Source organism: Haloterrigena alkaliphila (assembly GCF_017352155.2).
GTDB classification, from domain to species: domain Archaea; phylum Halobacteriota; class Halobacteria; order Halobacteriales; family Natrialbaceae; genus Haloterrigena; species Haloterrigena alkaliphila.
Genome location: NZ_CP071462.1, coordinates 3,510,521 through 3,536,507 on the forward strand (window position 1 = coordinate 3,510,521; position 25,987 = coordinate 3,536,507).

General features: G+C 67.5%; 27 protein-coding genes. 17 read left to right on the forward strand and 10 right to left on the reverse strand.

From position 1 onward, the window contains the following. Positions 1-31 precede the first annotated feature (31 nt). Positions 32-1,009 carry a beta-ribofuranosylaminobenzene 5'-phosphate synthase family protein gene (locus J0X25_RS36015; RefSeq protein ID WP_207288684.1) on the reverse strand — a complete coding sequence of 326 codons (978 nt, stop codon included), beginning with the start codon at positions 1,007-1,009 and terminating at the stop codon, positions 32-34. A 95-nt stretch (positions 1,010-1,104) separates the two neighbouring features. On the opposite strand from J0X25_RS36015, the gene J0X25_RS36020 reads away from it, so the two are divergent. The 3 genes from J0X25_RS36020 to mobA are packed head-to-tail and all read left to right on the forward strand — an operon-like array spanning position 1,105 to position 3,355. Beyond that, positions 1,105-1,830 carry a glycosyltransferase family 2 protein gene (locus J0X25_RS36020; RefSeq protein ID WP_207288685.1) on the forward strand — a complete coding sequence of 242 codons (726 nt, stop codon included), beginning with the start codon at positions 1,105-1,107 and terminating at the stop codon, positions 1,828-1,830. A gap of 38 nt (positions 1,831-1,868) precedes the next feature. Then, the gene (yqeC, locus tag J0X25_RS36025) at positions 1,869-2,678 is read left to right on the forward strand and encodes a selenium cofactor biosynthesis protein YqeC (RefSeq protein WP_207288686.1); all 810 of its coding nucleotides are present in this window, start codon (positions 1,869-1,871) and stop codon (positions 2,676-2,678) included. A 50-nt stretch (positions 2,679-2,728) separates the two neighbouring features. Beyond that, entirely contained in the window at positions 2,729-3,355 is a 627-nt protein-coding gene (gene mobA / locus J0X25_RS36030) for a molybdenum cofactor guanylyltransferase (protein ID WP_207288687.1), read from the forward strand. A 69-nt stretch (positions 3,356-3,424) separates the two neighbouring features. Here the strand turns inward: mobA and J0X25_RS36035 are convergent, their stop codons facing one another. Then, on the reverse strand, positions 3,425-3,832 hold the full coding sequence (locus J0X25_RS36035; RefSeq protein WP_207288688.1) for a DUF2178 domain-containing protein: 408 nt from the start codon (positions 3,830-3,832) through the stop codon (positions 3,425-3,427). A 103-nt stretch (positions 3,833-3,935) separates the two neighbouring features. After that, entirely contained in the window at positions 3,936-5,672 is a 1,737-nt protein-coding gene (gene ilvD / locus J0X25_RS36040) for a dihydroxy-acid dehydratase (protein ID WP_207288689.1), read from the reverse strand. A 294-nt stretch (positions 5,673-5,966) separates the two neighbouring features. On the opposite strand from ilvD, the gene J0X25_RS36045 reads away from it, so the two are divergent. Next, the gene (locus J0X25_RS36045; protein WP_207288690.1) at positions 5,967-6,122 is read left to right on the forward strand and encodes a hypothetical protein; all 156 of its coding nucleotides are present in this window, start codon (positions 5,967-5,969) and stop codon (positions 6,120-6,122) included. A 61-nt stretch (positions 6,123-6,183) separates the two neighbouring features. Here the strand turns inward: J0X25_RS36045 and J0X25_RS36050 are convergent, their stop codons facing one another. After that, positions 6,184-7,392: a YncE family protein gene (locus J0X25_RS36050; protein WP_207288691.1), complete on the reverse strand. Its 1,209-nt coding sequence runs from the start codon at positions 7,390-7,392 to the stop codon at positions 6,184-6,186. 143 nt (positions 7,393-7,535) lie between these two features. Here J0X25_RS36050 and J0X25_RS36055 point away from each other — a divergent pair, with 143 nt between their 5' ends. Further along, positions 7,536-8,270: a cohesin domain-containing protein gene (locus tag J0X25_RS36055; protein WP_207288692.1), complete on the forward strand. Its 735-nt coding sequence runs from the start codon at positions 7,536-7,538 to the stop codon at positions 8,268-8,270. Positions 8,271-8,317: 47 nt separating this feature from the next. Here J0X25_RS36055 and J0X25_RS36060 read toward each other — a convergent pair whose 3' ends face one another. From J0X25_RS36060 to J0X25_RS36070, 3 genes are read right to left on the reverse strand one after another with little or no spacing between them, the layout of a single operon-like run. Beyond that, a complete protein-coding gene (locus J0X25_RS36060) occupies positions 8,318-8,749 on the reverse strand; it encodes an FAD synthase family protein (RefSeq protein WP_207288693.1) in 432 nt (143 codons plus the stop codon). Further along, the gene (locus tag J0X25_RS36065; protein ID WP_226776973.1) at positions 8,746-8,937 is read right to left on the reverse strand and encodes a hypothetical protein; all 192 of its coding nucleotides are present in this window, start codon (positions 8,935-8,937) and stop codon (positions 8,746-8,748) included. Before J0X25_RS36065 ends, J0X25_RS36060 begins: the two co-directional genes overlap by 4 nt. A 1-nt stretch (position 8,938) precedes the next feature. After that, complete coding sequence (locus tag J0X25_RS36070; protein WP_207288694.1) at positions 8,939-9,436, reverse strand: Mov34/MPN/PAD-1 family protein; 498 nt, start codon at positions 9,434-9,436, stop codon at positions 8,939-8,941. A 211-nt stretch (positions 9,437-9,647) separates the two neighbouring features. Between J0X25_RS36070 and J0X25_RS36075 the strand changes: the two genes are divergently transcribed. From J0X25_RS36075 to J0X25_RS36085, 3 genes are all read left to right on the forward strand, one after another. Then, positions 9,648-11,900 carry an NADP-dependent malic enzyme gene (locus J0X25_RS36075; protein ID WP_207288695.1) on the forward strand — a complete coding sequence of 751 codons (2,253 nt, stop codon included), beginning with the start codon at positions 9,648-9,650 and terminating at the stop codon, positions 11,898-11,900. A 129-nt stretch (positions 11,901-12,029) separates the two neighbouring features. After that, complete coding sequence (gene han / locus J0X25_RS36080; protein ID WP_207288696.1) at positions 12,030-13,934, forward strand: Hef-associated nuclease; 1,905 nt, start codon at positions 12,030-12,032, stop codon at positions 13,932-13,934. Positions 13,935-14,137: 203 nt separating this feature from the next. Then, positions 14,138-14,605 carry a response regulator gene (locus tag J0X25_RS36085; protein ID WP_207288697.1) on the forward strand — a complete coding sequence of 156 codons (468 nt, stop codon included), beginning with the start codon at positions 14,138-14,140 and terminating at the stop codon, positions 14,603-14,605. Positions 14,606-14,736: 131 nt separating this feature from the next. Here J0X25_RS36085 and J0X25_RS36090 read toward each other — a convergent pair whose 3' ends face one another. Beyond that, positions 14,737-15,060, reverse strand: coding sequence for a ribbon-helix-helix protein (locus tag J0X25_RS36090; protein WP_207288698.1), 324 nt, complete (start codon positions 15,058-15,060; stop codon positions 14,737-14,739). A 387-nt stretch (positions 15,061-15,447) separates the two neighbouring features. On the opposite strand from J0X25_RS36090, the gene J0X25_RS36095 reads away from it, so the two are divergent. Beyond that, positions 15,448-16,410: an HhH-GPD family protein gene (locus J0X25_RS36095; protein ID WP_207288699.1), complete on the forward strand. Its 963-nt coding sequence runs from the start codon at positions 15,448-15,450 to the stop codon at positions 16,408-16,410. A gap of 105 nt (positions 16,411-16,515) precedes the next feature. Beyond that, positions 16,516-17,103, forward strand: coding sequence for an NADPH-dependent FMN reductase (locus J0X25_RS36100; protein WP_207288700.1), 588 nt, complete (start codon positions 16,516-16,518; stop codon positions 17,101-17,103). Here the strand turns inward: J0X25_RS36100 and J0X25_RS36105 are convergent, their stop codons facing one another. Continuing rightward, on the reverse strand, positions 17,104-17,748 hold the full coding sequence (locus J0X25_RS36105) for a hypothetical protein (protein WP_207288701.1): 645 nt from the start codon (positions 17,746-17,748) through the stop codon (positions 17,104-17,106). Between the two features lie 455 nt (positions 17,749-18,203). On the opposite strand from J0X25_RS36105, the gene J0X25_RS36110 reads away from it, so the two are divergent. The 5 genes from J0X25_RS36110 (at position 18,204) to ddfA (J0X25_RS36130) (ending at position 24,289) form a co-directional block, all read left to right on the forward strand. Then, positions 18,204-18,785 carry a hypothetical protein gene (locus J0X25_RS36110; RefSeq protein WP_207288702.1) on the forward strand — a complete coding sequence of 194 codons (582 nt, stop codon included), beginning with the start codon at positions 18,204-18,206 and terminating at the stop codon, positions 18,783-18,785. A 166-nt stretch (positions 18,786-18,951) separates the two neighbouring features. Then, positions 18,952-20,010, forward strand: a complete 1,059-nt coding sequence (locus J0X25_RS36115; RefSeq protein WP_207288703.1) for a DNA-methyltransferase — start codon at positions 18,952-18,954, stop codon at positions 20,008-20,010. 174 nt (positions 20,011-20,184) lie between these two features. Beyond that, positions 20,185-20,514, forward strand: coding sequence for a cupin domain-containing protein (locus J0X25_RS36120; protein WP_207288704.1), 330 nt, complete (start codon positions 20,185-20,187; stop codon positions 20,512-20,514). Between the two features lie 172 nt (positions 20,515-20,686). After that, entirely contained in the window at positions 20,687-23,884 is a 3,198-nt protein-coding gene (locus J0X25_RS36125) for a PAS domain-containing protein (RefSeq protein ID WP_207288705.1), read from the forward strand. 105 nt (positions 23,885-23,989) lie between these two features. Further along, complete coding sequence (gene ddfA / locus J0X25_RS36130; RefSeq protein ID WP_207288706.1) at positions 23,990-24,289, forward strand: DdfA family disk-determining factor; 300 nt, start codon at positions 23,990-23,992, stop codon at positions 24,287-24,289. Positions 24,290-24,569: 280 nt separating this feature from the next. Here the strand turns inward: ddfA (J0X25_RS36130) and ddfA (J0X25_RS36135) are convergent, their stop codons facing one another. Continuing rightward, on the reverse strand, positions 24,570-24,860 hold the full coding sequence (gene ddfA, locus J0X25_RS36135) for a DdfA family disk-determining factor (protein WP_207288707.1): 291 nt from the start codon (positions 24,858-24,860) through the stop codon (positions 24,570-24,572). A 122-nt stretch (positions 24,861-24,982) separates the two neighbouring features. Here ddfA (J0X25_RS36135) and J0X25_RS36140 point away from each other — a divergent pair, with 122 nt between their 5' ends. Both J0X25_RS36140 and J0X25_RS39855 read left to right on the forward strand, forming a co-directional pair. Further along, positions 24,983-25,681 carry a PGF-CTERM sorting domain-containing protein gene (locus J0X25_RS36140; RefSeq protein ID WP_207288708.1) on the forward strand — a complete coding sequence of 233 codons (699 nt, stop codon included), beginning with the start codon at positions 24,983-24,985 and terminating at the stop codon, positions 25,679-25,681. Between the two features lie 136 nt (positions 25,682-25,817). Further along, positions 25,818-25,943, forward strand: coding sequence for a hypothetical protein (locus J0X25_RS39855; RefSeq protein WP_284145163.1), 126 nt, complete (start codon positions 25,818-25,820; stop codon positions 25,941-25,943). Positions 25,944-25,987 lie beyond the last annotated feature (44 nt).

Consider the following 25,987-nt stretch of genomic DNA (forward strand, 5'->3'; position numbering starts at 1 on the left):
TGTTCGCTCGCGGAGACTTCCGTCGATATCGCTAGCCGTCAGTCCGAACTCGAGCCCCCTCACGCGCCGGTTTTGACAACACGACTCGCCCCTCGAGCCCGTTGTCGGCCAGCGCGTCTCGAGCCGCGGCTTCGGCCTCGGCGGCGTGGCTGCGGTCGGTGACGCCGTACACGACCGGACCCCACGACGACTGGCCGATCCCGGTGAGCACCGGGCAGTCCTCGAGCGCCTCGACGAGCGTCCCGGCAGGCGGCCGGAAGACGCCGCCCTGGGCATCGGCGTACCAGGCGCCGTTCTTCCGGCCGATTTCGGCGATAGCCTCGCCGAACGCCTCGAGGCGCCCCTCCGCGGCGGCGGGGAGCAGTTTGCGGGTGACGACGCCGGCGATCTCGTCGGCGACGGCGGGATCGGCTCGCTCGGCGACCGCTCGCATGCTCGCGTCCTCGTCGTCGCCGCTGCGGCCGGGGTCGGCGTCGGGGACGACGACGAGGAACCGCCAGTCGCGGGGGAGTTCGTGGCGAGCGACGATTGGAGGGACCGTCCAGTCGCCCTCGGCCGGCGGCTCGGTCGTGAACCGGTTGGTCGGGTGGCCGGCGTCGACGACGAAGCCGCCGTCCTCGAAGGTCGCGACGCCGACGCCGCTGCGGCCGCCCCGACCCATCGCCGGGGCGTGTTCCCGGACGCGGACCTCGCGGTCGTGGGCCCGCGCCGTCGCGGCGAGCACCGACAGCGCGAGCTGGGTGCCGCTCCCGAGGCCGACGTGGCGCGGCAGCCGCTCCTCGAGGGTGAGCGCGACGCCGGGGACCTCGAGCACGTCCACTGCCCGGGATGCGTACTCCCCGACCAGCGGGTCGTCCGTCTCGACTGTGGCCGCGGGTTCTGCGGTGACCGTCACGCGGGGCTCCTCGAGGCCGACGCCGATGCCCCCGTAGAGGCGCCGCCGGGCGAGCGAGAGGTTCTGGAAGCCGACGTGGAGTCGCGCTCCCGCGGTGACGGTCGCGGTCGTCATGCCCGGCCGTAGGGAGGCACCCGGCAAGGGGGTTTCGACGCTGGCAACGACTGTCGCCACAGGGGTTATGACCGTCGGCGCGACAGTCGTGACCGATGGCAGCCGCGTCGGAACCGGCGACGACCGCGTCGGTGGTGGTCCCCGCCCGCGACGAGCCCGACAGCCTCGAGCGAACGCTGGACGCCCTCTCGGCGCAGACGTTCGACGGCCGACTCGAGGTGATCGTCGTCGCCAGCGGGACGACGACGCTGGCGGTCGCTCGCGCGCACCGGATCGTCGACCGCGTCGTCGCCGATCGGACCCACGAGGGGCCGGGAGCGGCACGGAATCGGGGCGCAGCGGTTGCGACGGGCGACGTGCTGCTGTTCACCGACGCCGATACCGTCGTTCCCCCAGCGTGGGTTCGACGGCACCGACGGCACTACGCGACGCCCGCCGTCGTCGGCGTCGGCGGCCCGCTTCGGCCGCTGGCGGGCGGCCTTCGCCACGGGCTCCTCTTTCGGCTCCTCTCGGACTGGTGGTACCGCGCCAGCTGGCCAGTCGGCTTCGTCCAGCAGCCGGGCCCCAACTGCAGCGTGCGCCGGTCGGCGTTCGAGGCGGTCGGCGGCTTCGACGAGTCGCTGTCGTTCATCGAGGACACCGACCTCTCCCTGCGACTGCGCGAGGCGGGGACGGTCGTCTACGACCACACCTGTCCGGTGGCTACCTCGCCGCGACGCCAGGAGCGGGAGGGGTACCTCCCGCTCTTCCTGGCGTACCTCGCGGGCTACCTCGCGTACGCGATTCCCGGCCGCTCGCCGACGCGGGATCACTTCTCCTGACCGCCGGCCCTTTTTCGCCGGTCGTCGTACCGACGCGCATGGACCTCGTGGAGGCCCTCGGAGCCGACGCCGCGCTCACCTGCGTCGTCGGCGCCGGCGGCAAGAAATCGACGCTGTACGAACTCGCCGGACGACTCGAGCGAGCGGTCGTGACCGCCACAGTCCGGATTCCGATCTTCGACCGGCAGGTCGCCGACGTGCGGGTGACCGAGGAGCCGGTCGCCCTGCTCGAGCGGGGCGCTTCGGGAGACGGCGACCTCGAGTGGCCGCTCGGACTGGTCCCTGCGCGAGAGCGCGAGGATCGGTATCTGGGCTACGAGCCGGCGACGGTCGACCGGATCGCGGCGGCCCCGGGCGTGGACCACGTCCTCGTCAAGGCCGATGGGGCGCGAACGCGACTGTTGAAGGCACCGAACGAGCGCGAGCCCCAGCTTCCAGATTCGGTCGGGACGGTGCTGGCGATCGCCAGCGTCGACGCGGTCGGGCAACCGCTCGAGGAGTCTGTCGTCCACCGGCCCGAGCGCGTCTCGGCGGTGACCGGGCGCGCGATCGGGGAGACGGTCCGGCCGGCCGACGTCGCGGCGGTCCTCACCAGTCCCGACGGCGGGCTGAAGGGCGTTCCCGAACGCGCGATGTACGTCCCGGTGATCAACATGGTCGACGACGCCGACGACCGGGCGATCGCCGAGGAAATAGCGAGACGCGTCCTCGAGCGGAGCGCGGACGCGGGCGCCGATACCGATGCGGGCGCCGACACCGGAACCGGGGCCGACGGCCGCGTCTCCCGGGTCGTTCTGACGAGCATGATCGCCGAGGAACCGCTGGTCGAGGTCCTCGAGTCGCCGTGACCGAGGGCGTGAGGGGGTAGTTTATGGATCGGCCGGGGCTATCTCGAGTCGTGACAACCGATCGCTCGCTCGGGGGCGTCGTCCTCGCCGGCGGCTACTCCACGCGCTTCGGCGAGGCGGACAAGGCCGTCGCCGACCTCGCGGGCACGCCGATGATCCGGCGGGCCGTCGACCGACTCGCGACGGTCGCCGACGACCTCGTGATCAACTGTCGTGAGGACCAACTCGAGGCTATCCGTTCGGCGCTAGCCGATAGTGGCCTCGAACCCCGGTACGCCACCGATCCGGTCCCCGACCGCGGACCGCTGGCCGGCATTCAGGTCGGTCTCGAGGCGGTCGACCGCGAGTACGCGGCCGTCGTCGCCTGCGACATGCCGTTCGTCGACCCCGCGCTCCTCGAGACGCTCCACGAGCGCGCCCGCGGTCGCGACGGCGCCGTCGTCCGCCTCGAGGACGGCTGGTATCAGACGACGCAGGCGGTCTATCGGGCCGACGCGATGGCTCGGGCCTGCGCGGAGACGCTCGAGTCCGACGACAAGCGGATCGTGGCCGCGCTCGAGCGGATCGACGTGGTGACGGTGAGTGAGGACGACCTCGAGGGCGTCTCCGAGCGGACCTTCGAGAGCATCGACACGCGAGAGGCGCTCGCGGACGCGGAGCGGCGACTCGGGGAGTGACGGACGAAACAGGAGCACGCCGAACGCCATCCCGTGACGATGATCGTCGCGACGGCCGTTCGCCGCTGGTCAGAACTGCCGCGTGTACCACGCCTTCGAGACGAACAAGGTGGCAGCCCCGAGCACGAAGGCCGTCATCACGATCAGGTGTGCATCGATCGGGAGCGCGTAGTCCACACCGCCGGTATCGCCCTCCCCGATCCCGGCTATCGAGAAGACGAACAGGAACCAGAACACCGCCCAGAAGGCGACGTAGCCGGCGCGATAGTTGATAGCCACGTACCGCTCGTCGGTCTCGAGGCCGTCCTTCGCGTGTTGAGACCAGCCGAGCGCCGACGCCCCGGCGACGCCGCTTCCCAGCGCGAGCGCCACGTTCGGTTCGTCGGGAACTCCCGGTCCACCGAGCGTCGCGACGATCGCGACGACGAGTCCGACCAGCCCGATCGCACCGACCGCGTATCGCTTCCAGTTGGCCATTATATATAAATCGAGAACGACAAACTGTAATAAGTGTTCTTCTCGGAAGCGTGGATAAAAGTCGGAAACGACGTCTTCGGCGCGGTACGCGGAAGCGGATACCTCACTCCTGCTTTGCGCCGGGGTTCGTCACGGCACCGTTGGCCGCCGAACCGAACGCCCGGCCGTACTTCGCCAGCACGCCGGTCGTGTAGTTGGGCTCGGGTTCGTCGCGTTCCTCGAGTCGCCGCTCGATCTCCTCGTCGGAGAGGTCAACGGAGAGTTCGAGCTCGTCGATGTCGATGGTGATCGTGTCGCCGTCCTCGAGGGCGGCGATCGGACCGCCGGCAGCGGCCTCCGGCGCGACGTGGCCGATGGAGAACCCGCGGGTGGCCCCCGAGAACCGACCGTCGGTGAACAGCGCGACGTCCTCGGCGTGGCCTTGTCCCGCCACGGCGCTCGTGACGCCGAGCATCTCGCGCATGCCGGGGCCGCCGCGGGGACCCTCGTTGCGGATGCCGATGACGTCGCCGGAGTCGACGCGGCCCTCCTGGACGTACGCCATCGCGTTCTCCTCCTGCTCGAAGATGCGAACCGGCCCCTCGTGGTGGAGGTGGTCCTCGCCGGTCATCTTGATGACGGCGCCGTCGGGCGCGAGGTTGCCGGTGAGGATGCGGATGGCGCCCCGCTCGTGGATCGGATCGTCGACGGTGTAGAGAAAGTCGGCGTCGAGGTCCGAAATTCGGGGCGGATCGACGCGCTCGACGGCCTCGGCGATGGTCTCGCCGGTGACCGTCAGCGCGTCGCCGTGGAGCAGGTCGGCCTCGAGCAGTTCGCGGAGGACGACCGGAACGCCGCCGACCTCGTGGAGGTCGTTCATCACGCGCGCGCCGCTGGGCTGGAGTTTGGCGATCTTCGGCGTGCGGGCGCTGATCTCGTTGAAGTCCTCGATGTCGAGGTCGATGCCGGCCTCGGCGGCCATCGCCAGCAGGTGGAGCACGGCGTTGGTCGAGCCCCCGATCGCCACCTGCAGTGCGATGGCGTTCTCGAAGGACTCCCTCGAGAGGAAGTCGGAGGGCCTGCGGCGTTCCCGGACGACCTCGACGGCCAGTTCGCCGCTCTCGCGGGCGACCTCGTAGCGCTCTTCGTCCTCGGCGGGCGGGGAGGAGGAGCCGAGCGGCGCGAAGCCGATGGTCTCGGAGATGGAGGCCATCGTGTTCGCGGTGAACATCCCGCCACAGGAGCCGGCGCCGGGGCAGGCGTTGCGCTCCATCTCGTCGAGTTCGTCCTCGGACATCTCGCCGTCGGCGACGGCGCCGACCCCCTCGAAGAGGTTCTGGACGGTGATCTCCCGGCCCTCGTGCTCGCCGGGCATGATCGATCCGCCGTAGAGGAAGACGCTGGGCAGGTCCGTCCGGATGGCGGCCATCATCATCCCGGGCATGTTCTTGTCGCAGCCGCCGATGGTGACGAGGCCGTCCATGCGCTCGCCGAAGGCGACCAGTTCGACGGAGTCGGCGATCACTTCCCGCGAGATGAGGGAGGCCTTCATTCCCTCGGTCCCCATCGAGATGGCGTCGGAGATGGTGATGGTGCCGAACTCGATGGGCATGCCGTCGGCCTCGTCGACGGCGTCGTAGGCCGACTGGGCCACGTCATCCAGGTGCACGTTACAGGGCGTGATGTCCGCGGCCGGGTTCGCGACGCCGATCATCGGCGAGTCGAAGTCCTCGTCGTCGTACCCCATCGCGCGGAACATCGCACGGTGGGGCGCGCGCTCGACCCCCTCCGTGACCTCGTTGCTCGGCAGGTCGTCGGGTTTCCCCTCCGCGGGCGACCGCTGTTCGGGCTGTTGGCTCATACCCTGTGAGTTGCAACCTCGGCGCTTAAAGTCCTCGGATACCGTCATCGCGCCCCATAAGGGCGGTCGGGAACGGGTTCGGCCGGCGGCTGTTCGGTCGGTATCGACCCGGTCGGTTCGGTCGATGTCGATTCGGTCGGTTCCCGGCGGTAGACGAGCGCGGAGCGCGATTCACGCGTTCGAGTATAACCGGAGGCAAACGCCGGCGGTCGTTGCCCTGCACACGCTCGTGCCCTTCGATTTCCTGCACGAGTCTTTCCCGCCCGTGTCACAGAGTGACTGATAGAGGATCGAATGTATAAGTACTGTCTCGAGTGCGAGTGGCAGGCCAGCACCGACAGCGGGTACTCCGAGTCGGAGGTGTCGAAGGAGGCGATCGAACACTTCGTCGAGACGGGTCACACGGTCGATTCGCTCCGGCTTCCGCCGCCGGTGATCATCGAAAACTGAACGACGGTGCATCGAGCGAGCGGATGTGGGTGCAGCCGATCGTAGCACCGGTCGAGTCCCGTTATTCGCCACCGGGGAACGGGTCGAGCGCCGACAGCGAGAGTTCCCGGTCGATCGCGAACGATTCCGACTCGAGGTCGGCCTCGATCTCGACGACCTTCTCGGCGCCGATCACGTCCACCAGAATCCGCCCGTCGTCGGGCGTGAAACTGGCGAAGTGGGAGTTCGCCCCGGTCTCGAGTTCGTCGACGACCGCGCGATCGTCGACGCGGAGAATTCGCGTCGCGGCGCCGCTGGTGCTCGGAATCGCGGCGTACCGATACTGGGAGTCGAACGCGACCGCGTGGGGGGTCTCCGCGCCGGCGTCGCCGAGATCGACCGCGTCCCCGATCTCGAGGCTAGCACCGCCGTCCGTCGGTTCGAGAACGTACAGCGTGGCGGTCCCCTGGTCGACGGCCCACACCTCGAACTCGTCGTCGCGCCCGCCGGGGACCATCCCGATCCCGTGGAAGTCACTCTGTGGCGTCTCGGGATCGGGCTGGACCGTCCCGACGTACTCGCGCGCGTGGACGTCGACGACGTTGAGTCCGGGTTCCTCGCTCCGGATGGCGCGGGGCCCCGACTGGGGCATCGCGCCGCGTGTCGTCGTGTAGGCGTACCGGCCGTCGGGCGACATCGTGATCACGTCCGGCGACTCGCCGATGTAGTCGACCTCCGCGACGGCCTCGTCGGTCTCGGGATCGATCACGAGCGCGTCGCCAGTGTCGCGGTTGATCAGCCACAGTTCTTCGCCGTCGGGCGTGAACGCGCCGCCGTGGGTCTCGTGCCCGTTGCTCTCCCGGTGCTCGAGGAGTTCGTGGCGCTCCGTGTCGAACGCCCACCACTCGCCGGCCGGCGCCGTCTCCTCGGTATCGGCGGCGCCACCGGTGAGGTAGAGTTTGGGCGCGCTCGGGTGGGCGATGGTCGCGTAGTTCGCGGGGACGTCCGGGAACGTCGCCTCGAGTTCGAGCGTCTCGATATCGAAGACGAAGGCGCCGCCCTCGCCGTAGGCGGGGCCGAGCGTGGCGTAGGCGTACCGTCCGTCCTGCGTATACTCGTGGTAGATGGGGCTCGCGCCGTCGAAGATCGGGTCGGCGTTCCCGTCGCCGTTTCCATCGGCGTTCCCGTCCGGTTCGCTCGATTCGTCGCCCTCGAAACAGCCCGCGAGTGCGACACCGCCGACGGCGCATCCGGTCTGCAGGAATCGCCGACGCGTCGGTCGCGCGTTCATGTCCGATATCTGATATCGAGTGGATAAAACACCTTCGTTCCGGGAACGAGTGGGTGATCGATTCGCGAGCCGACGGTCCCTCGATCCGCACGCCGTCGCCGGATGAGTCAGATACTTGCGGATCCACGCCCTCCACGGAGACGATGCGTACTCGCGGCCCGCGGAACGCTCGAGAGGTCGCGACCGCGGTCGGGTACGCGGCCGTCCTGCTGGTGGTCGCGTCGCTGGCGATTGCGGGTGCCGCCGGGACGGCCGCCGCCGGCGACAGCGCGACGATCCTCGAGGTCGATCCGGAGACCGCCGAAGCGCCGCCCGGCGAGACGATCCACGTCGCGGTCGTGATGACCAGCGACGGCGGCTACGGCGGGATCGGTCTCGAGCGGATCGCGTTCGGTCTCGAGTACGATAGCGACGTGCTGACCGTCGAAGAGGTTCACCACGGTCCGTGGCTCGAGCAGGGCAACGAGACGACCGTGGTCACCGACCACGCCGTCGACGACGAGGCCGGCACGGCTCGCATCGAGCAGTATCGCGACCCCGCGGCGGGCGGCGCGACCGGGCAGGATCGCGTCGCGACGGTCACGTTCCGCGTCGCCGAGGACGCGGACGGGACCACCGCGCCCCTGAACGTCACGGCGGTCGACGCCGGACTGGCCAACGACTGGCCGGTACAGTCGTTCACGCACAACGGAAGCGTGGTCGTCGAGGCGGGCACCGGCGTCGTCGACGCGTCGGCGCCGGAACCGGCCGGCGAGAACGGGGAGACGAACGACGGGGATAGCGTCGACATCGGCGATGCGGTTCCGGGATTCGTCGCCGGCACCGCGCTCGCAACGCTCGTCGGCGTCTGTCTCGCGAGCGTCGCGCGGCGGCCCTGAAATCGGCAGCGCCGTCACGGGGCCGAATCGAGGACCCGTCGTCGCCGTCAGCCGCGTCGCTCGAGGATCCGATCGATGATCAGCCGCGTCGAGAGGATCTCCGCCTCGGCGCTCGGTCCGCGGGAGCTCGCGCGTTCGACGGTACAGTCGATCCCGCGCCGCTCGAGTTCGGCCTCGATGGCGTCGTCGTCGTGGTGCTGGTCGTGGCCCAGCGCGATCACGTCCGGGTCGATCTCCTCGATGGGGACGAAGATGTCCTCCTCGTGGCCCAGAATGGCCTCGTCGACGGCCTCGAGGGCGCCGACGACGTCGCGGCGCTGGGTCGCGGGACAGATCGGCTTCTCCTTGTGGTCGACGTTGGCCTTGCGGGCGACGATGACGATCAGTTCGTCGCCCATCGCCGCGCTCTCCTCGAGATAGTGGACGTGCCCGGGGTGAAGGATGTCGAACGTCCCCTGGGCGATGACCGTTCGGGTCACGCGTTCCCTCCAGCGGTGGTGGCAGTGGTCGCGGCCGTCGTGGCTGGTATTGCGGCTGTCGAGGCCGCCACGGCCGCGGCCGAACGCGCGTCGGCGCTCGGGTCCGCTCGTCGCAGGCCATCGGTCTCGGTCGTCGATTTCGCCGTCCGTCCGCGGGTCTGGCCGGTAGTCGTCTCGAGCATACTCATACTATCGTCGGAGTTCGTCGTCGATGTCCGCCTGGGTAAAATCGAAGAAGTCGTCGCTGTCGGGGAGTTTCACGTCGATCACGTTCAACTGGGTCGGCCGGCCCTGCGAGTCGAAGGCCCGCCAGTCCGAGCGGCGGTAGGGCGCGCCGATGATGATGTGGACGCTGCCCCGCCCGAACGTCTCGAGGTCCGCGTCGCTCGGGCTGATCACGCCGTTGGGGTGGGAGTGGACGCTGCCCAGGGCCTTCACGTCGTTGGGAATCTGATTCGTCTTGACGGTCGCGCTGACGCTGTTCGACTCGGTCCCCGGAATCACGAGAATGTCGGTGATGATCAGGCCGTCCCGCTCGAGTCCGAGTCGGTCCGCCTCGGTCCCCCGGAGGAACCCCATGTACTCGTCGGGGTGGGAGGCCTCGGAGGACTCGAGGGCGAACTCGAGGGTCTCCTCGGCGATGCCGAGAATCTCGCTCGAGCGAAACAGCGCGTCGAACAGCCCCATGTCACGTCCTGAGTGCTTGCGGTTGCTAAACGTTCCGATGGGCGTCCCGTTCGGGCGTTCGTGTCGAACCGTCGATGAGGACTTCCCGTCGACGGGATCGACGTCACCCTCTTCATCGTCCGTGATATCTATCAGATATCACTAAGGTGTGTATACGGATCCGATCCGTACTAGCGGACCGCTTTTCCGTCGCCTGTTCGTCTCCGGGCGTATGTCACTGGACGAGGACGCCCTCGAGTACCACCGCGAGGAACCGCCCGGCAAGATCGAGATCCGGACGACCAAGTCGACGACCACGCAGCGGGACCTCTCGCTGGCCTACTCGCCCGGCGTCGCCGCGCCGTGTCGCGAGATCGCCGAACGCGAGGACGACGCCTATCAGTACACGGCGAAGGGGAACCTCGTCGGCGTCGTCTCGAACGGGTCGGCAGTGCTCGGACTCGGCGACATCGGCGCACAGGCCTCCAAACCCGTCATGGAGGGGAAGGGCGTCCTCTTCAAGCGCTTCGCCGACATCGACGTCTTCGACATCGAACTCGAGCACGACGCGGTCGACCCGTTCGTCGAGTCGGTCGCGGCGATGGAACCGACCTTCGGCGGCGTCAATCTCGAGGACATCGCGGCGCCGGCTTGCTTCGAGATCGAGGAGCGCCTGCGCGAGCGGATGGACGTGCCGGTGTTCCACGACGACCAGCACGGTACCGCGATCATCTCCGGCGCCGCCCTCCTCAACGCCGCCGATATCGCCGACAAGGATCTCGAGGACGTCTCGGTCACGTTCGCGGGGGCGGGCGCCGCGGCCCTCGCGACGGCCCGGTTTTTCGTCTCCCTGGGCGTCCGGACGGAGAACATCACCATGGTCGATATCGACGGCATTCTGACGACCGAGCGGGCGGAGGCCGGCGATCTCGACTCCTACAGCCGCGAGTTCGCCCGCGACGTCCCCGAGGGCGAACTCGACGACGCGATGGTCGACGCGGACGTCTTCGTCGGTCTCTCCGTGGGCGGCATCGTCGACTCGGCAATGGTGCGGTCCATGGCCGCGGATCCGATCATCTTCGCGATGGCAAACCCCGATCCCGAGATCGACTACGAGACCGCGAAGAACGCCCGCGACGATACGGTCATCATGGCCACGGGCCGCTCGGACTACCCGAACCAGGTCAACAACGTCCTCGGGTTCCCGTTCATCTTCCGGGGCGCGCTGGACGTCCGGGCCAGCGAGATCAACGAGGCGATGAAGGTGGCCGCCGCTGAGGCCATCGCCGACCTCGCGCGGACGGACGTTCCCGACGCCGTCCGCAAGGCCTACGGCGACCAGCCGCTGCAGTTCGGCCCCGAGTACATCATCCCGAAGCCGCTCGATCCGCGGGTGCTGTTCGAGGTCGCCCCGGCGGTCGCCCGGGCCGCGGTCGAAAGCGGGGCCGCCCGCACCGAGATCGATCTCGAGACGTACGTCGAGGAACTCGAGGCCCGCCTCGGGAAATCCCGCGAGATGATGCGGACCGTGTTCAACAAGGCCAAGACCGATCCGAAACGGCTCGCGCTGGCCGAGGGGACGAACGAGCGGATCGTCCGCGCGGCGGCCCAGATCGCCGACCGGGACCTCGCGCGGCCGGTGTTGCTCGGCGACGAGACTGAGATCCGGCGTACCGTCGCCGACCTCGGCCTCGAGTTCGAGCCCGAGGTGGTCGATCCGACCGTCGGCGAGCACGAGGCGTACGTCGACGCGCTGTACGAACGCCGTCAGCGCAAGGGCGTCACGCGTACGGAGGCGGCGGATCTGATCCAGGATACCGACTACTTCGGAAGCGTGATGGTCGAGCAGGGCGACGCCGACGCGATGCTCACCGGGCTGACGAACCACTACCCGTCCGCGCTGCGGCCGCCGCTGCAGGTGATCGGCACGGCGCCGGACACCGACTACACCGCGGGCGTCTACATGCTGACGTTCAAGAACCGCGTCGTCTTCCTCGCCGACGCGACGGTCAATCAGGACCCCGACGCGGACGTGCTGGCCGAGATCACCCGTCACACGGCCGAACTCGCGCGACAGTTCAACGTCGAGCCCCGTGCGGCTCTCCTTTCGTATTCGGACTTCGGCAGCGTCGACAACGAGGGGACCCGCAAGCCCCGGCGAGCGGCAGATCGACTCCGCGAGGAGCCGGCCGTCGACTTCCCGGTCGACGGCGAGATGCAGGCCGACACCGCCGTCGTCGAGGACCTGCTCGCGGGCGGCTACGAGTTCTCGGACCTCGAGGAGCCCGCGAACGTGCTCGTCCTCCCGAACCTCGAGGCGGGCAACATCTGCTACAAACTGCTCCAGCGGCTGGGCGGGGCCGAGGCCATCGGACCGATGCTGGTCGGGATGGATCGGCCGGTCCACGTCCTCCAGCGCGACGACGAGGTCAGCGACATCGTCAATCTGGCGGCCGTCGCGACGGTCGACGCGCAGGAGGAGTAGCGGACGCGAAAAGGAGATGTGAAAGCGGACCCGAAGACGTGATGTGAAACGACTCGGCGGGGACGCGAACTGACCCCACAGTCCTTCTTGACAAGGGTTATACGCGACCGACTCAAACTACGGCGTAAGATGACACGTGAGTCCGCCGGGGAACCCGGCGCAGACGACGGGGATTCCGTCGTCTACGATCTCGCTGCCGAGTGTACCGCAGAGGACGTCGAGCAGGACCGCCCCTATCTCGCAGAAATCAACGGCATCGTCGATTACGGCGTTTTCGTCGATCTCTCCGACTCCGTCTCCGGGCTCGTCCACGAATCGGTGCTCGAGGGAACCTACGCCGTCGGCGACGAACTCGTCGTCGAACTCGAGAGCGTCCGCGACAACGGCGACATGGCGTTCGAACCCGTCGACCTCGAGGAGTACACCGTCGAGACCGTCGCCCACGATTACTCCCTGACCGGCACCGACCGCCTCGAGCCCAACATCGGCGACCAGATCCACCTCGAGGGCGAGGTCGTCCAGGTCAAACAGACGGCCGGCCCGACCATCTTCCACGTCGCCGACGAGTACGGCGTCGTTCCCTGTGCCGCGTTCGAGGAAGCCGGCGTCCGCGCCTACCCCGCCGTCGAGGTCAGCGACGTCGTCCGCGTCACCGGCACGCCCGAGCGCCGCGAGGGATCGGTCCAGATCGAGGTCGACGGGCTCTCGAACCTCGAGGGCGACGACGCCGACGAGGCCCGCGAGCGCCTCGAGGAAGCCCTCGAGTCCCGCGCCGAGCCCCACGACGTCGAGCCGCTGATCGACTGGCCCGCCTTCGAGAAACTGCGACCCAACCTGCAGGAGGTCGCCAAACTGCTCCGCCGGACCGTCCTCGAGGGGCGACCGATCCGGGTTCGCCACCACGCCGACGGCGACGGCATGTGCGCCGCCGTTCCCGTCCAGATCGCCCTCCAGCGGTTCATCGCCGACGTCCACGAGGACGAGGACGCGCCGCGTCACCTCATCAAGCGCCTCCCCGCGAAGGCGCCGTTCTACGAGATGGAGGACGCCACGCGCGATCTGAACTTCGCGCTCGAGGATCGGGAGAAACACGGCCAGCAACTCCCGCTCCTGCTCATGCTGGACAACGGTTCGACGGCCGAGGACGTTCCGGCCTACGAGACGCTGGCCCACTACGATATCCCGATCGCGGTCGTCGACCACCACCACCCCGACCCTGACGCGGTCGAGGACTTACTCGACGCCCACGTCAACCCCTACCTCCACGAGGAGGACTACCGGATTACGACGGGAATGCTCTGCGTCGAACTCGCGCGGATGATCTATCCCGACCTCGGCGACGAACTCCGCCACGTCCCCGCCGTCGCCGGCCTCTCGGATCGCTCGAAGGCCGACGCGATGGACGACTACCTCGAACTCGCCGCCGAGGAGGGGTACGACGAGGACCGCCTGCAGAATCTCAGCGAGGCGCTGGACTACGCGGCCTTCTGGCTGCGCTACAACTCCGGCGATCAGCTGATTCAGGACCTGCTCCAGATCGATTCGGACGACGAGGCGCGCCACCGCGAACTCGTCGAGTTCCTCGCCGACCGCGCCCGCGCGGACGTCGACGAACAACTCGACGCGGCGATACCCCACCTCGAGCACGAGGATCTGGACAACGGCGCCCACCTCTACCGGATCGACGTCGAGAACTACGCCCACCGATTCACCTACCCCGCACCGGGCAAGACCACCGGCGAGATCCACGACCGCAAGATCGAGGAGACCGGCGATCCGGTCATCACGGTCGGCTACGGCCCGGACTTCGCCGTCCTGCGCTCCGACGGCGTTCGACTCGACATCCCGAACATGGTCTCGGAACTCGAGGCCGAGGTCCCCGGCGGCGGCGTCTCCGGCGGCGGCCACCTCGTCGTCGGCTCGATCAAGTTCGTCAAGGGCAAACGCGAGGAAGTGATCGACGCGCTCGTCGAGAAGATGGAGGACGCGGAACTCGACGAGGCGCTCTCGAGCGCGGCGCCGATCGACGATTAACGACGGACGAACAATGAACGCACGACCGCAGCCAGTATGACCGTCACACCTCGAAGCGACGAGAGTCGTCCCGCTCGCGCTCCCGATCGCCACTTAGCGACGCGTCTCGAGCGTCCACCCACGCGCCTCGAGCGTCGCGGTCCGTCGGTGGTGGTACAACAACTCACACGCTATCGGCGGGCGTCACCGGAGGAACGACGACGATGATCGATCGAAGCAAATCCGCAGAGGTGGCGGACGTGCTACTCGTCGAACCGTCCGACGAACTCGCCCGTCTCACGCGAGACGGGCTCTCCGACGGCGGTGGGAAAACGACCGTCCACGCCGTGTCGGACGGCGACGAGGCCCTCGCGTTCCTCGAGCGCCGGGAGCCGTACGCCGACGCGCCGACGCCCTGTCTCGTGGTGCTCCGGGCGGAGCTTCCCGCCCCAGGGCCGGACGGTCTCGAGGTACTCGAGTCGATGGCCGACCGAACGGAACTGGTGCGAATCCCCGTCATCGTGACCGCCGATACGCCCGCCGACGACCTCGTCCGCGAGGCCTACGATCTGGGCGCCAACGCGGTCGTCCCGACGCCCGGCGACCCCGACACGTACCTCGAGACGGTCGAGAAAACGAGCCGGTTCTGGATCGCCACGGCGCGGCTCCCGAACCGAATCGATCGCCTCTGAGCGGCTTTCACCCGGTATCCCGGATTTGAGACGGAACTGCGGCTGGCCGCGGCTTCCGATCCTATTCTGAGAACCGATAGTGCAGTGATGACGATAGTGCAGTGACGACCGGGTGCCGTGACGGCCGGCAGTTAGAACTGGTAGCGGCGCTCGTCGTCCATCGCCGGGTACTGATCGGCGCCGGTCATCTCCTCGAAGGTCATCCCCGAGAGATACTCGTCGTACGTGACGTCGTAGGCCGACCGGAGCTGGAAGTCCAGCTTCCCGGTGTCGACGGTCGACTGGAAGAGCATGTGGATCGCCCGCCGGACGAGTTCGTCCGTCTCGTCGGGCTCGAGGGCCGTCTCGAGCAGGGCGAGCTCGTTGCGCGTCTCCCGGTCGAGCGAAAGGGTCAGCTCCTCGTCCAGCCCGCCGTAGGCATCGGTCACGTCGTCGTTGAGATCGTCGAGGCTCATACGGGAGGGGACTCGAGCCGACGGGATAGGGCTTTCGTGGTCGACTCGCCGTTCGAATCGTCGGTAGCGGAATCGCAGTATCGAATATCGTTCACAGTTTCGATGGCGACACTCGGCCGATACATACTCGAGAGAGCAGCGACGAACACGCTGCTACCGTGGCAACTGGGATTCCCACGTCCTCCCCAGCCGATTCGCTCAGTCGCGTTGCTCCCTCGCTCATCCCTCGCACGGTTTCGTCGGTCGCCCTCACGTTTGTTCGGGCGACTGACAGCGCGCGCCACTGCACCGTGGATCGCCGGACGAGCGAGGTGAGGTACGTCGGTTCGCCAATGGAACCGATCCGGAATCGCCACCAGTAAGACGACCGGGTCACTAGGTCGACCGATGAGTGAGCGCGACGATGGTGCCGATACTGACGGGGGCACCGGCCCCGATGAGTGGTCCCTGCCCGAGGACCTCGAGGCCGTCCGCGAGGCCCTGATCGCGTGGTACGAGGCCGACCACCGCGAGTTTCCGTGGCGCCGGACCGACGACCCCTACGAGATCCTGGTCAGCGAGGTGATGAGCCAGCAGACCCAATTGGATCGCGTGGTCGAGGCCTGGGAGGAATTCCTCGAGCGCTGGCCGACGACGACGGATCTCGCGGCGGCCGACCGGGCCGACGTGGTCGGCTTCTGGACGGACCACAGCCTCGGCTACAACAACCGGGCGAAGTACCTCCACGAGGCCGCGGGGCAGGTCGAGGAGGAGTACGACGGTGACTTCCCCCGTACGCCCGACGAACTGCAGGAACTCATGGGCGTCGGTCCCTACACCGCCAACGCCGTGGCGAGTTTCGCCTTCAACAACGGCGACGCGGTCGTGGATACGAACGTCAAACGGGTCGCCTACCGCGCCTTCTCGATCCCAGACGACGACGCGGCCTTCGAGGACGCGGCGAGCGACCTCATGCCCGCGGGCCGATCGCGGGTCTGGAACAACGCGATCATGGAACTGGGCGGCGTCGCCTGCACGCAGACCCCGAAGTGTGACGAAGTCGGCTGCCCGTGGCGCGAGTGGTGTGACGCCTACGCCAGCGGCGACTTCACCGCTCCCGACGTCCCCACCCAGCCCTCCTTCGAGGGGAGTCGCCGACAGTTCCGCGGCCGCGTGATCGGAACCCTCCGCGAGTACGACGAACTCGAGTTGAACACGCTCGGCCACCGCGTCCGGGTCGACTACGCCCCCGACGGCGAGTACGGTCGCGAGTGGCTCACGGGCCTGCTTACCGACCTCGAGTCGGACGGACTGGTCGACCTCGAGCGAAGCGGCTCTGACGACCAACTCGTCGCACGATTGCGGCGGTAGGTCGCGACCTCCTATCCATCCGACGACGGTCCCGCTAGCACGCCGATAGTCGGAACCCGTGCCGATTGGACCGGTTATTTTACCGTCGCGACCCTCGGTACGCTCATGTCCGACGTACACGTCGCCGCGGTCTGTGGCAGTCTCCGCGACGCGAGTAGGACCCACCTCGCCCTCGAGCGCGTGCTCGAGGCCGCCGAACGTGCCGGCGCGACCACCGAACTGCTCGATCTGCGCGAGTTCGACCTTCCGATCTTCGACGCGGATCGAGACCGCGAGGAGGCGGGCGACGCCGCGGAACTCGCGACTCGACTGCGGGAAGCCGACGCCATCGTCCTCGGCTCGCCGATGTACCATGGCTCCTACTCCTCGCCGCTGAAGACGGCCCTCGACTACTGCGGGTTCGACGAGTTCAGGGGGAAAACGGTCGGCCTGCTCGCGGTCTCGGGCGGCGCCTTCCCCGTGACGGCACTCGAGCACGTGCGATCGGTCTGCCGGTCGCTGAACGCGTGGGTGATCCCCCACGAGGCGGCGATCCCCAACTCGCGCGCGGCGTTCGAGGACGGCGAGTTCGCCGACCCGACACTCGAGGAGCGCGTCGCCACGCTGGGTCGGCGAGCGGTCCAGTACGCCACGATCGAACCGGAGCCGGACTCGTTCGAGAGCGACCAGAACGTCGGCGCCGAGGGCAAGTAATCAGGGCTCGAGGAGGCGTTCGAACCGCCGCTGATGGGCGAGGAAGGCGAACAGCCCGAAGACGAGGATGCCGACCTGGAGCGCCTCGATGTGGATCACGAGCGTCGTTACCTCCAGAGACAGCGGCGGGGACGCGATCGTCCAGTCGGTGAGCCAGGCCGACGCGAGCAGCATCGACGCGCCCACGGCCAGCAAGGCCCCGGGGACGAGCGGGAGCCGCGTCGTCAGGTACGTCGATCGCAGACAGAAGACGCGCCGCTCGAAGAGGAACTGGCCGGTGAGGATAACCGTGAGCAGGAGCGTCGCCAGGACGATTCCCGCCACGCCGCCGATCTGTTCGGCGACGAGCAACCAGACGACCCAGCCCCCCGTCGACAGGAGCGCGGTCCCGAGCCGCTGGGGCTGGAGGAGATCCCCGACCTCACTGACGGTCGCCCCGAAGACGCTGGTTCTGAGTAGGGCACCACAGAAGAGGATTCCGAGACCGGCGAGCGCCGTCGATCCCGTCCGGGAGCCGACGACGAGGGCGAACCAGATGGCGACCGCGACCGTTTCGACGGCGGCCGCGGAGAGCGCCGCGGTGATCCCGACGACGCGTCGTCGGGCCGTTCGTCCGAGGACGTTCGGCTCTCGGATGACGCTCATACCCGGGTCTTGGCTGCAACCCCTTTTGTAATGGAAGTCATTACCTCCCACAGGATGGTAATCGTATTGATGCGTTCGTTCGCACCGCTTTTATACGCCGCTAATATCTCATTTCTCGAGCGGCTGTATCGGTCGCTTTATTGAACGTTCGTATGGATTTTCTCACCGATACAACCGTTAGATGTACTAAATCTGGATATATGTGAGGGTGAAACCAACACTACACCATTTATTTACCACGCATTCCCGGTCTCGGTCTCCGTCAGTTTGCTTCCGACCTCGAGTGCGGTCGCTCGAGCGCCGGATTCCGGGCACTCGAGGGGGCGGACCCGCTCGTAGGTAGCGGTTACATCTCGGATTGGGAGCCAGTAGCCGACACATAACTGCCGGGAACTCGATTCGAACGGCGGAAACGTTGGACAGAGTTATTTATGGGGATGTGGTCGGGAGCGATTATGGCCGAAAGCGAGCAACAGGAGAAGATGTTGTCCGAGACAGTCGTCAAAGAAGCGATCGGACTGGGAATGAAGTCCCCGTTGCGAGACTCCATCCTCGAGGCGGTAGAGGAGGCCGACGGCACCGGTTCCGATGGCGGACGCAGCCTCCCGCTGGCTGGGATCCTCTTCGGTGCGGGCGCCGCGCTGGGCTTTCTCGCGGGACAGCGCTCGCCGCAACTCGAGGAGACGTCGATCGACGACCTCGAAGAGCCCGACATCATCGAGGACGTCATGGAGGAACAGGTCGGCGGCGAGTCGGCGTCGGTGAGCGAGACGACGAGTGACGACGGAACGAGTGACGAAGGGGCGAGCGACGAAGGCGGATCGAGTCGCGTCGCGCCGCTGCTGCTCCTCGTGGGCGTCCTCGGCGCAATCGCGGTCCTTCGCCGTCGGTTCGCCTCGTCGGAGGAAGAGGAGTGGGAGCCGATCGAGGAGTTCGAACCGGCGACGAGCGACGAACTCGAGGACGAGGAAGAGGAGCTGGAAGCCGAGGCCGAGACGGACGAGGGCGAGGAGTCCGAGGAGACGGAAGAGGAGTAACACCGTCCGCGGTGGCCGCGCTCGCCTGACATCCGGTTCCGTTTCCGTCCGATTCCGTTTCTGTCCCGCCCACGGGATCGGGCGTCGACAGCACCGGGTCGGGCCCGGCCTCGGTCGCCCGTGCTGACGAAGGAGCTAAGGGGCCGACGCCGACAGAGTGAACCCAATGGAGACGATCCACCGTGCCTTCGTCGGCGACTCCCGGGATCTCGAGGCCATCGACGACGCCTCCGTCGACCTGGTCGTCACGTCCCCACCCTATCCGATGATCGAGATGTGGGACGACCTCTTCACGGAACTCGATCCCGCCGTCGGCGACGCGCTCGAGGCCGGCGACGGCCGCGCGGCGTTCGAGGCGATGCACGCCCAGCTCGAGCTCGTCTGGGACGAACTCGAGCGCGTGCTGGTCGACGGCGGCATCGCGTGTCTCAACGTCGGCGACGCGACCCGGTCGGTCGACGGTAGTTTCCGCGTCTACGCGAACCACGCGCGCGTCCTCGAGGCGTTCGAGTCGCGGGGGTTCGACCCCCTCCCGGACGTCCTCTGGCGAAAGCCCGCCAACAGCGCCGCCAAGTTCATGGGCAGCGGGATGATTCCGCCCAACGCCTACGTCACCCTCGAGCACGAGTACGTGCTCGTCTTTCGGAAGGGCGGCGAGAGCCGCGAGTTCGAACCGGGCGCCGACCGCCGGTACGAGGCCGCCTACTTCTGGGAGGAGCGCAACCGCTGGTTTTCGGACGTCTGGACCGAGGTCCGGGGCGAACTGCAGGACCTCGGCAGCGACGACCTCCGGGACCGATCGGCGGCCTACCCCCTCGAGATCCCCTACCGGCTGATCTGCATGTACTCGGCCTACGGGGACACGGTCCTCGACCCCTTCTGGGGGACCGGGACGACCACCCTCGCGGCGATGTGCGCCGGCCGTCACTCGGTCGGGTCGGAGCTCGAGGCGGCGTTCGTCGAGCGCTTTACCGACAGTCTCGATCAGGTTCCGGGGCTGTCGCGGTCGGTCGGCCGGGCGCGACTCGAGCGACACCGCGAGTTCGTCGCCCGTCGCCGCGAGGAGGGGAAAGCGTTCGAATATCAGGCGACCCACTACGACACGCCCGTCGTGACGAAGATGGAACGGGAGATTCGGCTGCGCGAGGTCGAATCGATCGACGCCGTCGAGAACGGAACGGGCTACGAGTACCGGGCCGAACACGCGCCGCTGTCGCTCGAGTGACCGCGGCGCGGCGAACGAGCGAGGCGCGGCAACCCGGGTCGCGGGGACACCGAGGCACGAGATACCGAGACGACCGACATCGGAATACCGAGATGCCCGGTACCGTGACGCCCAGTACCGAGACGTACGGGCGTCGAACGGGATTTTATGAGCGAGTACGACGAACCCTCGGCTATGGCGCTCGACGAATACGCCGACGCGCTCGCCGACCTCGATCCCGCCGAGGGCGAGGTCGAAACGGCGGAACTGGTCGTTACCGACGACGTGCTCGTCAAGGCGTTCGCCCTCGGGCCGGACGCCGAACTCGAGCCCCACGACCACCCCGACAGCACGAACGTCTTCCACGTGCTCGAGGGGACGGTAACCGTGATTCGAGACGAGGAGAGCGAGTCGATCGCGGGCCCCGGCGTCGTACACCACGAACGCGGCGCGGTCCACGGCGCGCGAAACGAGACCGACGAGCGGGTCGTGTTCACGGCGAGTCTCTGTCCCCTGCCCTCGTAGGAACCCGTGGAACGCTCGAGAGTACCGAATCCGCGCCGAGCGCGGAGATCGAACCCGCTGACCGTACGCGGGGACGGACGATTTCGATGCGGCTGCTCTCGAGCCCGCGATCCCTCACCGAACACCCGCCCACAGCACGAGGTTTTTATCCGCGCCGCTCGCATCGAGTGGTATGAATCGCGGTCTCGAGGGGCTCGAAACGGCCCCGATTCGAGCCCACGCAGTCGGCTCCTCGACGTGGCTTCGGACGGTTCGAACGGGCCTCGACGACGGTGACGTGGCGGTCCACGGCCCGTTCGAACCGTCCGAACTCGACGCGGCACCCCTCGAGGGGGCAAACTGCGTGCTGACCGACGACCGAGACGTGCTCGCTGCGCTCGGCGACGAGTGGCCGGTGGTATACGCCGTCGAATCGCCGGATACCGGGGCGATCGATCGACTCCTGAGCGACGGCGCGGCCGACGTAATCGCGAAGACGACGACCGACCAGCCGTCGCTTCTCGCCCACCGGCTCCGCCGAGCCGTCGAATCGGCGTCGGCGCGTCGGACGGCTGCGCGCCGAGCGGAGTGGTTCGAGTCGTTGCTCGCCCACACCGACGACCTGCTGATCCTCCTCGATACGGACGGGTCGATCACCTACGTCGGCCCGTCGGCCGAGCAAGTCGGCGGCTACGACGCCGAGCGGATGCTCGACACGCACTTTCTGGAGTACGTCCACCCGGACGACGCGTCGGCGCTTCGGGCCGATTTCGACGCGCTGTGTGCGGCCGATCCCGGCGCGACGACGACCGCCGAGTACCGGTGCCAGCACGCGGACCGCTCCTGGTACGAACACGAAGTCGTCCTCACGAACCGACTCGGCGACGAGACACGACGGTCCCCGAGTCGCCGATCGGACTCCGACGGCGAGATCGACGGCATCGTCGCCTCGATCCGTGACGTGAGCGAGATCCATCGGGTCGAACGGGATCTGGCGGAATCGTTCGATCGAGTGAGCGACGCCGTCTTCGCGCTCGATCCGGAGTGGCGGTTCACGTCCGTCAACGATCGGGCCGCGACGATCCTGGACGTCGATCCGGCGGAGGCGAAAGGGCGGAAAATCCTCGAACTGTTCCCCGAACTCCGGGACACGCCCTTCCAGGAGGCGGCGCTCGAAGCGACGCGGACGGGGGATTCGACCTCCCTCGAGCGGTACTACGAGCCGAGCGATCGCTGGTACGATGTCCAGCTCTACCCGTCGTCGTCGGGGCTCTCGGTGTACCTGCAGGACGTCACCGACCGGGTCGAACGCAAGCGGGATCTCAAGGACCGAACGGAACGGCTGGAAACCCTCGTGCAGAACGTCCCCGTCGTCCTCTTCGCGTTCGACGACGAGGGGACGATCACCCTCGCGGAGGGACGCGCCCTCGAGAACCTCGACGCGGCCGCTGACGACGTTGTCGGCCAGTCGGTCTTCGACGTGTTCGAGGACTACGAGGGCGTCCTCGCCGACTTCGGCGCGGCGCTGGAGGGGGAGTCGACGCACTCGTCGGCCACGCTGGACGGCCGCGTCTTCGAAGCGTGGTGTCGGCCGATCACCGAGGACGGGACCGTCGAACGCGTGATCGGGACCGCCGTCGACGTCACCGAGCGCGCTCAGTATCAGGAGGCGCTGAACGCACTGCACGAGGCGACGAGCCACCTGCTGACCGTCGAATCCGAGCAGGCCGCCTGCGAGTACGTCGTCGACGTCGCTTGCGACGTCCTCGACCTCGAGACCGTCGTCTACCGCTTCGACGACCAGCGAAACGAGCTGGTGCCGACGGCCTACTCGCAGGGGCTCGAGGAAGCGATCGGTTCGCCGCCGCGGCTCCAGCCCGGCGACGGGCCCGCCTGGACCGCGTTCGTCGAGGATACGCCCGGCCGGTTCGACGACCTCGCCGATTCGTCACTGACCGGCGAACCGCCCGGTAACGCCCGGAGCGGGCTCTACGTTCCGATCGGTGAACACGGCGTCCTCGTCGCGCTCGATCCCCAGCCGGCTCGGTACGACGACGAGACGTTCGAACTCGCAAAACTGTTCGCCAGGACGGCCGAAGCGGCGCTCGACCGGATCACCCGCACGCGACGCCTCCACGGTCACGAGTGGGAACTCAAGCGACAGAACAGGCATCTCGAGCGGCTCAACGCCGCCAGTCAAGTTCGACAGGACATCGAACAGTTGCTCCTGATGGCCGACTCCCGCGCCGAGATCGAACGCGGAATCTGCGATCGCCTCGCCGACCTCGAGTCGTGTTCGTTCGCCTGGATCGGGGAGCCGGACCCGGGCGGGACCCGGATTCGGCCGCGGGTCCGAGCGGGCCACGAACGGGGCTATCTCGACGCGGTCGCGGTGACGACCGTCGACGACTCCGCCGCCGAGCCGACGGGCCGTGCGGCGCGAACGCGGTCGCCGATGGCCGTCGAAAACGTCGCCGATTCGGTCCGCGACGGATCGTGGCGGGGGGACGCCCTCTCGCGGAGCTTCCAGTCGGTGTACGCCGTTCCGCTCGTCTACGACGGGTTCCTCTACGGCGTGCTCGCCCTCTACTGCGACGACCGGGACGCGTTCGACGAACCGCTTCGATCGATGCTCGCGGAACTCGGCGAGACCATCGGCTACGCGATCGACACGGTCAAGCGAACCGCCGCGCTGCGCGACGACGACGTCGCCGTGGTCGAACTCGAACTCGATCTCGAGGACGCGGTTCCGATGGGTCGACTCGCCGATCGGCTGGGGTCGCGCGTCGAGTTCGAGGGTCGGACGACGCGCGCGGAGGACTCGCCGACGATCTTCGCAGTGGTCGACGGGGCGGTCGATCCCGAGACGACCGATCCGTCCGACATCGAGGGAATCGGCGACGTCGCCGTCATCGCGGAAACCGACGCGGAAACGCTGGTTCAGCTCCGGTATACGACGCCGTTTCTCGGCGCGGCGGTCGACGCCCACGGCGGCACGCTCCGAACGCTGGTCGCCGATGACGACGGCGTCCGTGCGACCGTCGTCGTCCCGGAATCGATCGAGATCAGGGACGTCCTGTCGGAACTGCGCCGCCGCGGGTTCGCGGCGTCACTGGTCGCCCGTCGCGAGGACTCGACGACCGCTCGCGCTGCGATCGACGCGTCCGCCCGGAATTCGCTGCTCGATCGGCTGACGGACCGACAGCGAGAGGTCGTCCAGACGGCGTACCACGGCGGCTTCTTCGAGTGGCCGCGTCGGACGACCGGTGAAGCGATCGCCGACTCGCTGGACATCTCCGCGCCGGCGTTTCACAAACACGTCCGAGCCGTCGAGTTGAAGCTCTTTACCGCGCTGTTCGACGACTCGTCGTCCGTGGGGTTACACAGTTAACCACGATCCGCGATCCCAGTTATACAGTTAACAATCACGTTCTTTACGCCGTCTCGTGAAGGGAGGATGTCTTCCCACAGACCGCACTGGGGGTGCGCAGAACAAATGACTGAGATGACTTCACGATCACCGTCCGCGCAAGCGACGGGACGATACGTTGTGCAATACGACCGACTCGACACCGAACCACTGAGCGTCGCCATCGTCGACGCCGTCGCGACGTTCCGGAACCGAGACGTGACCGAACTGGAGCCGCTTCACTACGCGATCGACACCGACGCGCTCGAACGCCTGTTCGAGCCCCGCGCGGACGGCGTCCGTGACGGCGGATCAGTTACCTTCGAGTACAGCGATTGTCTGGTAACGATCACCGCCGCCGGCGAAATCCGTATCGACTCGGCGTAGATCGGTCTCCACTCACCGTTCTTTCGACCACGTTCGACCGACAGCCGCGCCTCCTGATTCAGCGCGTCGCCGGCGCTCATTTCGAGCGATCCGAGAGCCCGGCGACGACAGAATACGTGGCGATTGCTCGGACTATTCGTTCCCTCTCGCCCCCGGTTCCGAGACTCGGCGTCCGACGCCTCGAGAACGCGGGACCGGCCGGTATCGAACGCACACACCGGGACTGATCGCGACTCGGCCCGTCTCGGTGTCCGCCGATCAAGCGACGTGGACCACCTGCTCAGTCGCCGTGTGACTCCTCCGCCGAATCCGGACTCGAGCCGCCGAGTTGGCTCGCTCCGATCACGTCCACGTCTCCCGTTCCGGAGACCCGGACCGTATAGCCGCAGTATTCGAATTCGATACGCACGCGGTCGTCGCTCGCGCCTGGCTCGCACGAGTCGACCAACCGATCGAGCGCGGCCGGATCGACGACTGCGTGAAGCGGCGGCCGCAGCTCCGTCGGGTCGATGCCCTCGGCCGCGGCGATCTGTGTGACGATGCTGTGACTCGGTGAGACCCCCGTCCCCATACCACGCCATGCTATGGAGTGGCGTATAAAGGTAATGGTGGCGACAGGACCAGCCGACAGTGGTAGTGTGGCGGAGGTTCGGTGAATAGTATTATATCAGTCGAAAGGAGTATATTTCTTGCATGAGTTTCAAAAACGGTATACTGGTCGTACTGACGGTACTCGTTGCGGTGAGTGCGGGCCCCTTGTCCGGAACAGCCGCCGCTCAGGAGGGCGGGCAATCGATGGAGATCGAAGCGACGATAACGGAAGACGGCGGGATTGATGCGGTCGACATGAATTGGACTCTCGACGAACAGACCTACCAGTTCATGCTGTCCGCTGCGGAAGACGACGGGTACGACTCCGTCGCCGAGTGGTTCGCCGAAGATTCGCTCGAGCAGAATTCCCCGTACGAGGAGTACAGCGTCGCCGAAGACCGCGAGGTCGAGAACGGATACGTCCTCGACATGCGCTTTACCGAGGTCAACGCGTCGGCGATCGACGTGCTGAACATTACCGCCGACGACGAATCGGTTTCGCTCGAGTGGAGCGGCGTCGAGGACCCCGCAGACGACGACCAGATCAACCAGATGACGTACGTCTTCGACATGCCGTACGAAATCACCGACTCGAACGCGTACTCGGTCGACGGTACGGTTGCGACGTGGCACCTTCACGAGGAAGCGCCGGAGACGCTGTCCGTGGATTCGGAAGCGAGCGCCGATGACGAAAACGAATCGAACGACGAATCCGACGACGGACTGCCCGGGTTCGGACCGGCCGTCGCTGTCGTCGGATTGCTCGCAGCGACGATGCTCGCCGTGCGCAACCAGGACTGATCTCATCGGTTGCGATCGACGCTCGTTTCTGCAGTGTCCGTTCCGAACGGCTCGAGCTGGCGCATCGAAACTACCGGATCGAACTCCGAACCGCGGACGACTCGCTCAACTCCCCGATCGTGGCTCGACATCGACCGTGATCGAACCGCTGGTGGCGCCACTCGAGTCGTGCGAGGTCGACATCGGGCTGGACCCCCGCTACTGGGTGTTCGAGTTCACCTGCTGGAACGACCGTGACAAGACGTTCTGGCGACGCCGCTGAAGACGCGATCCTGCGACTCGCCGATCGTCGTCGGCACGCTCGGA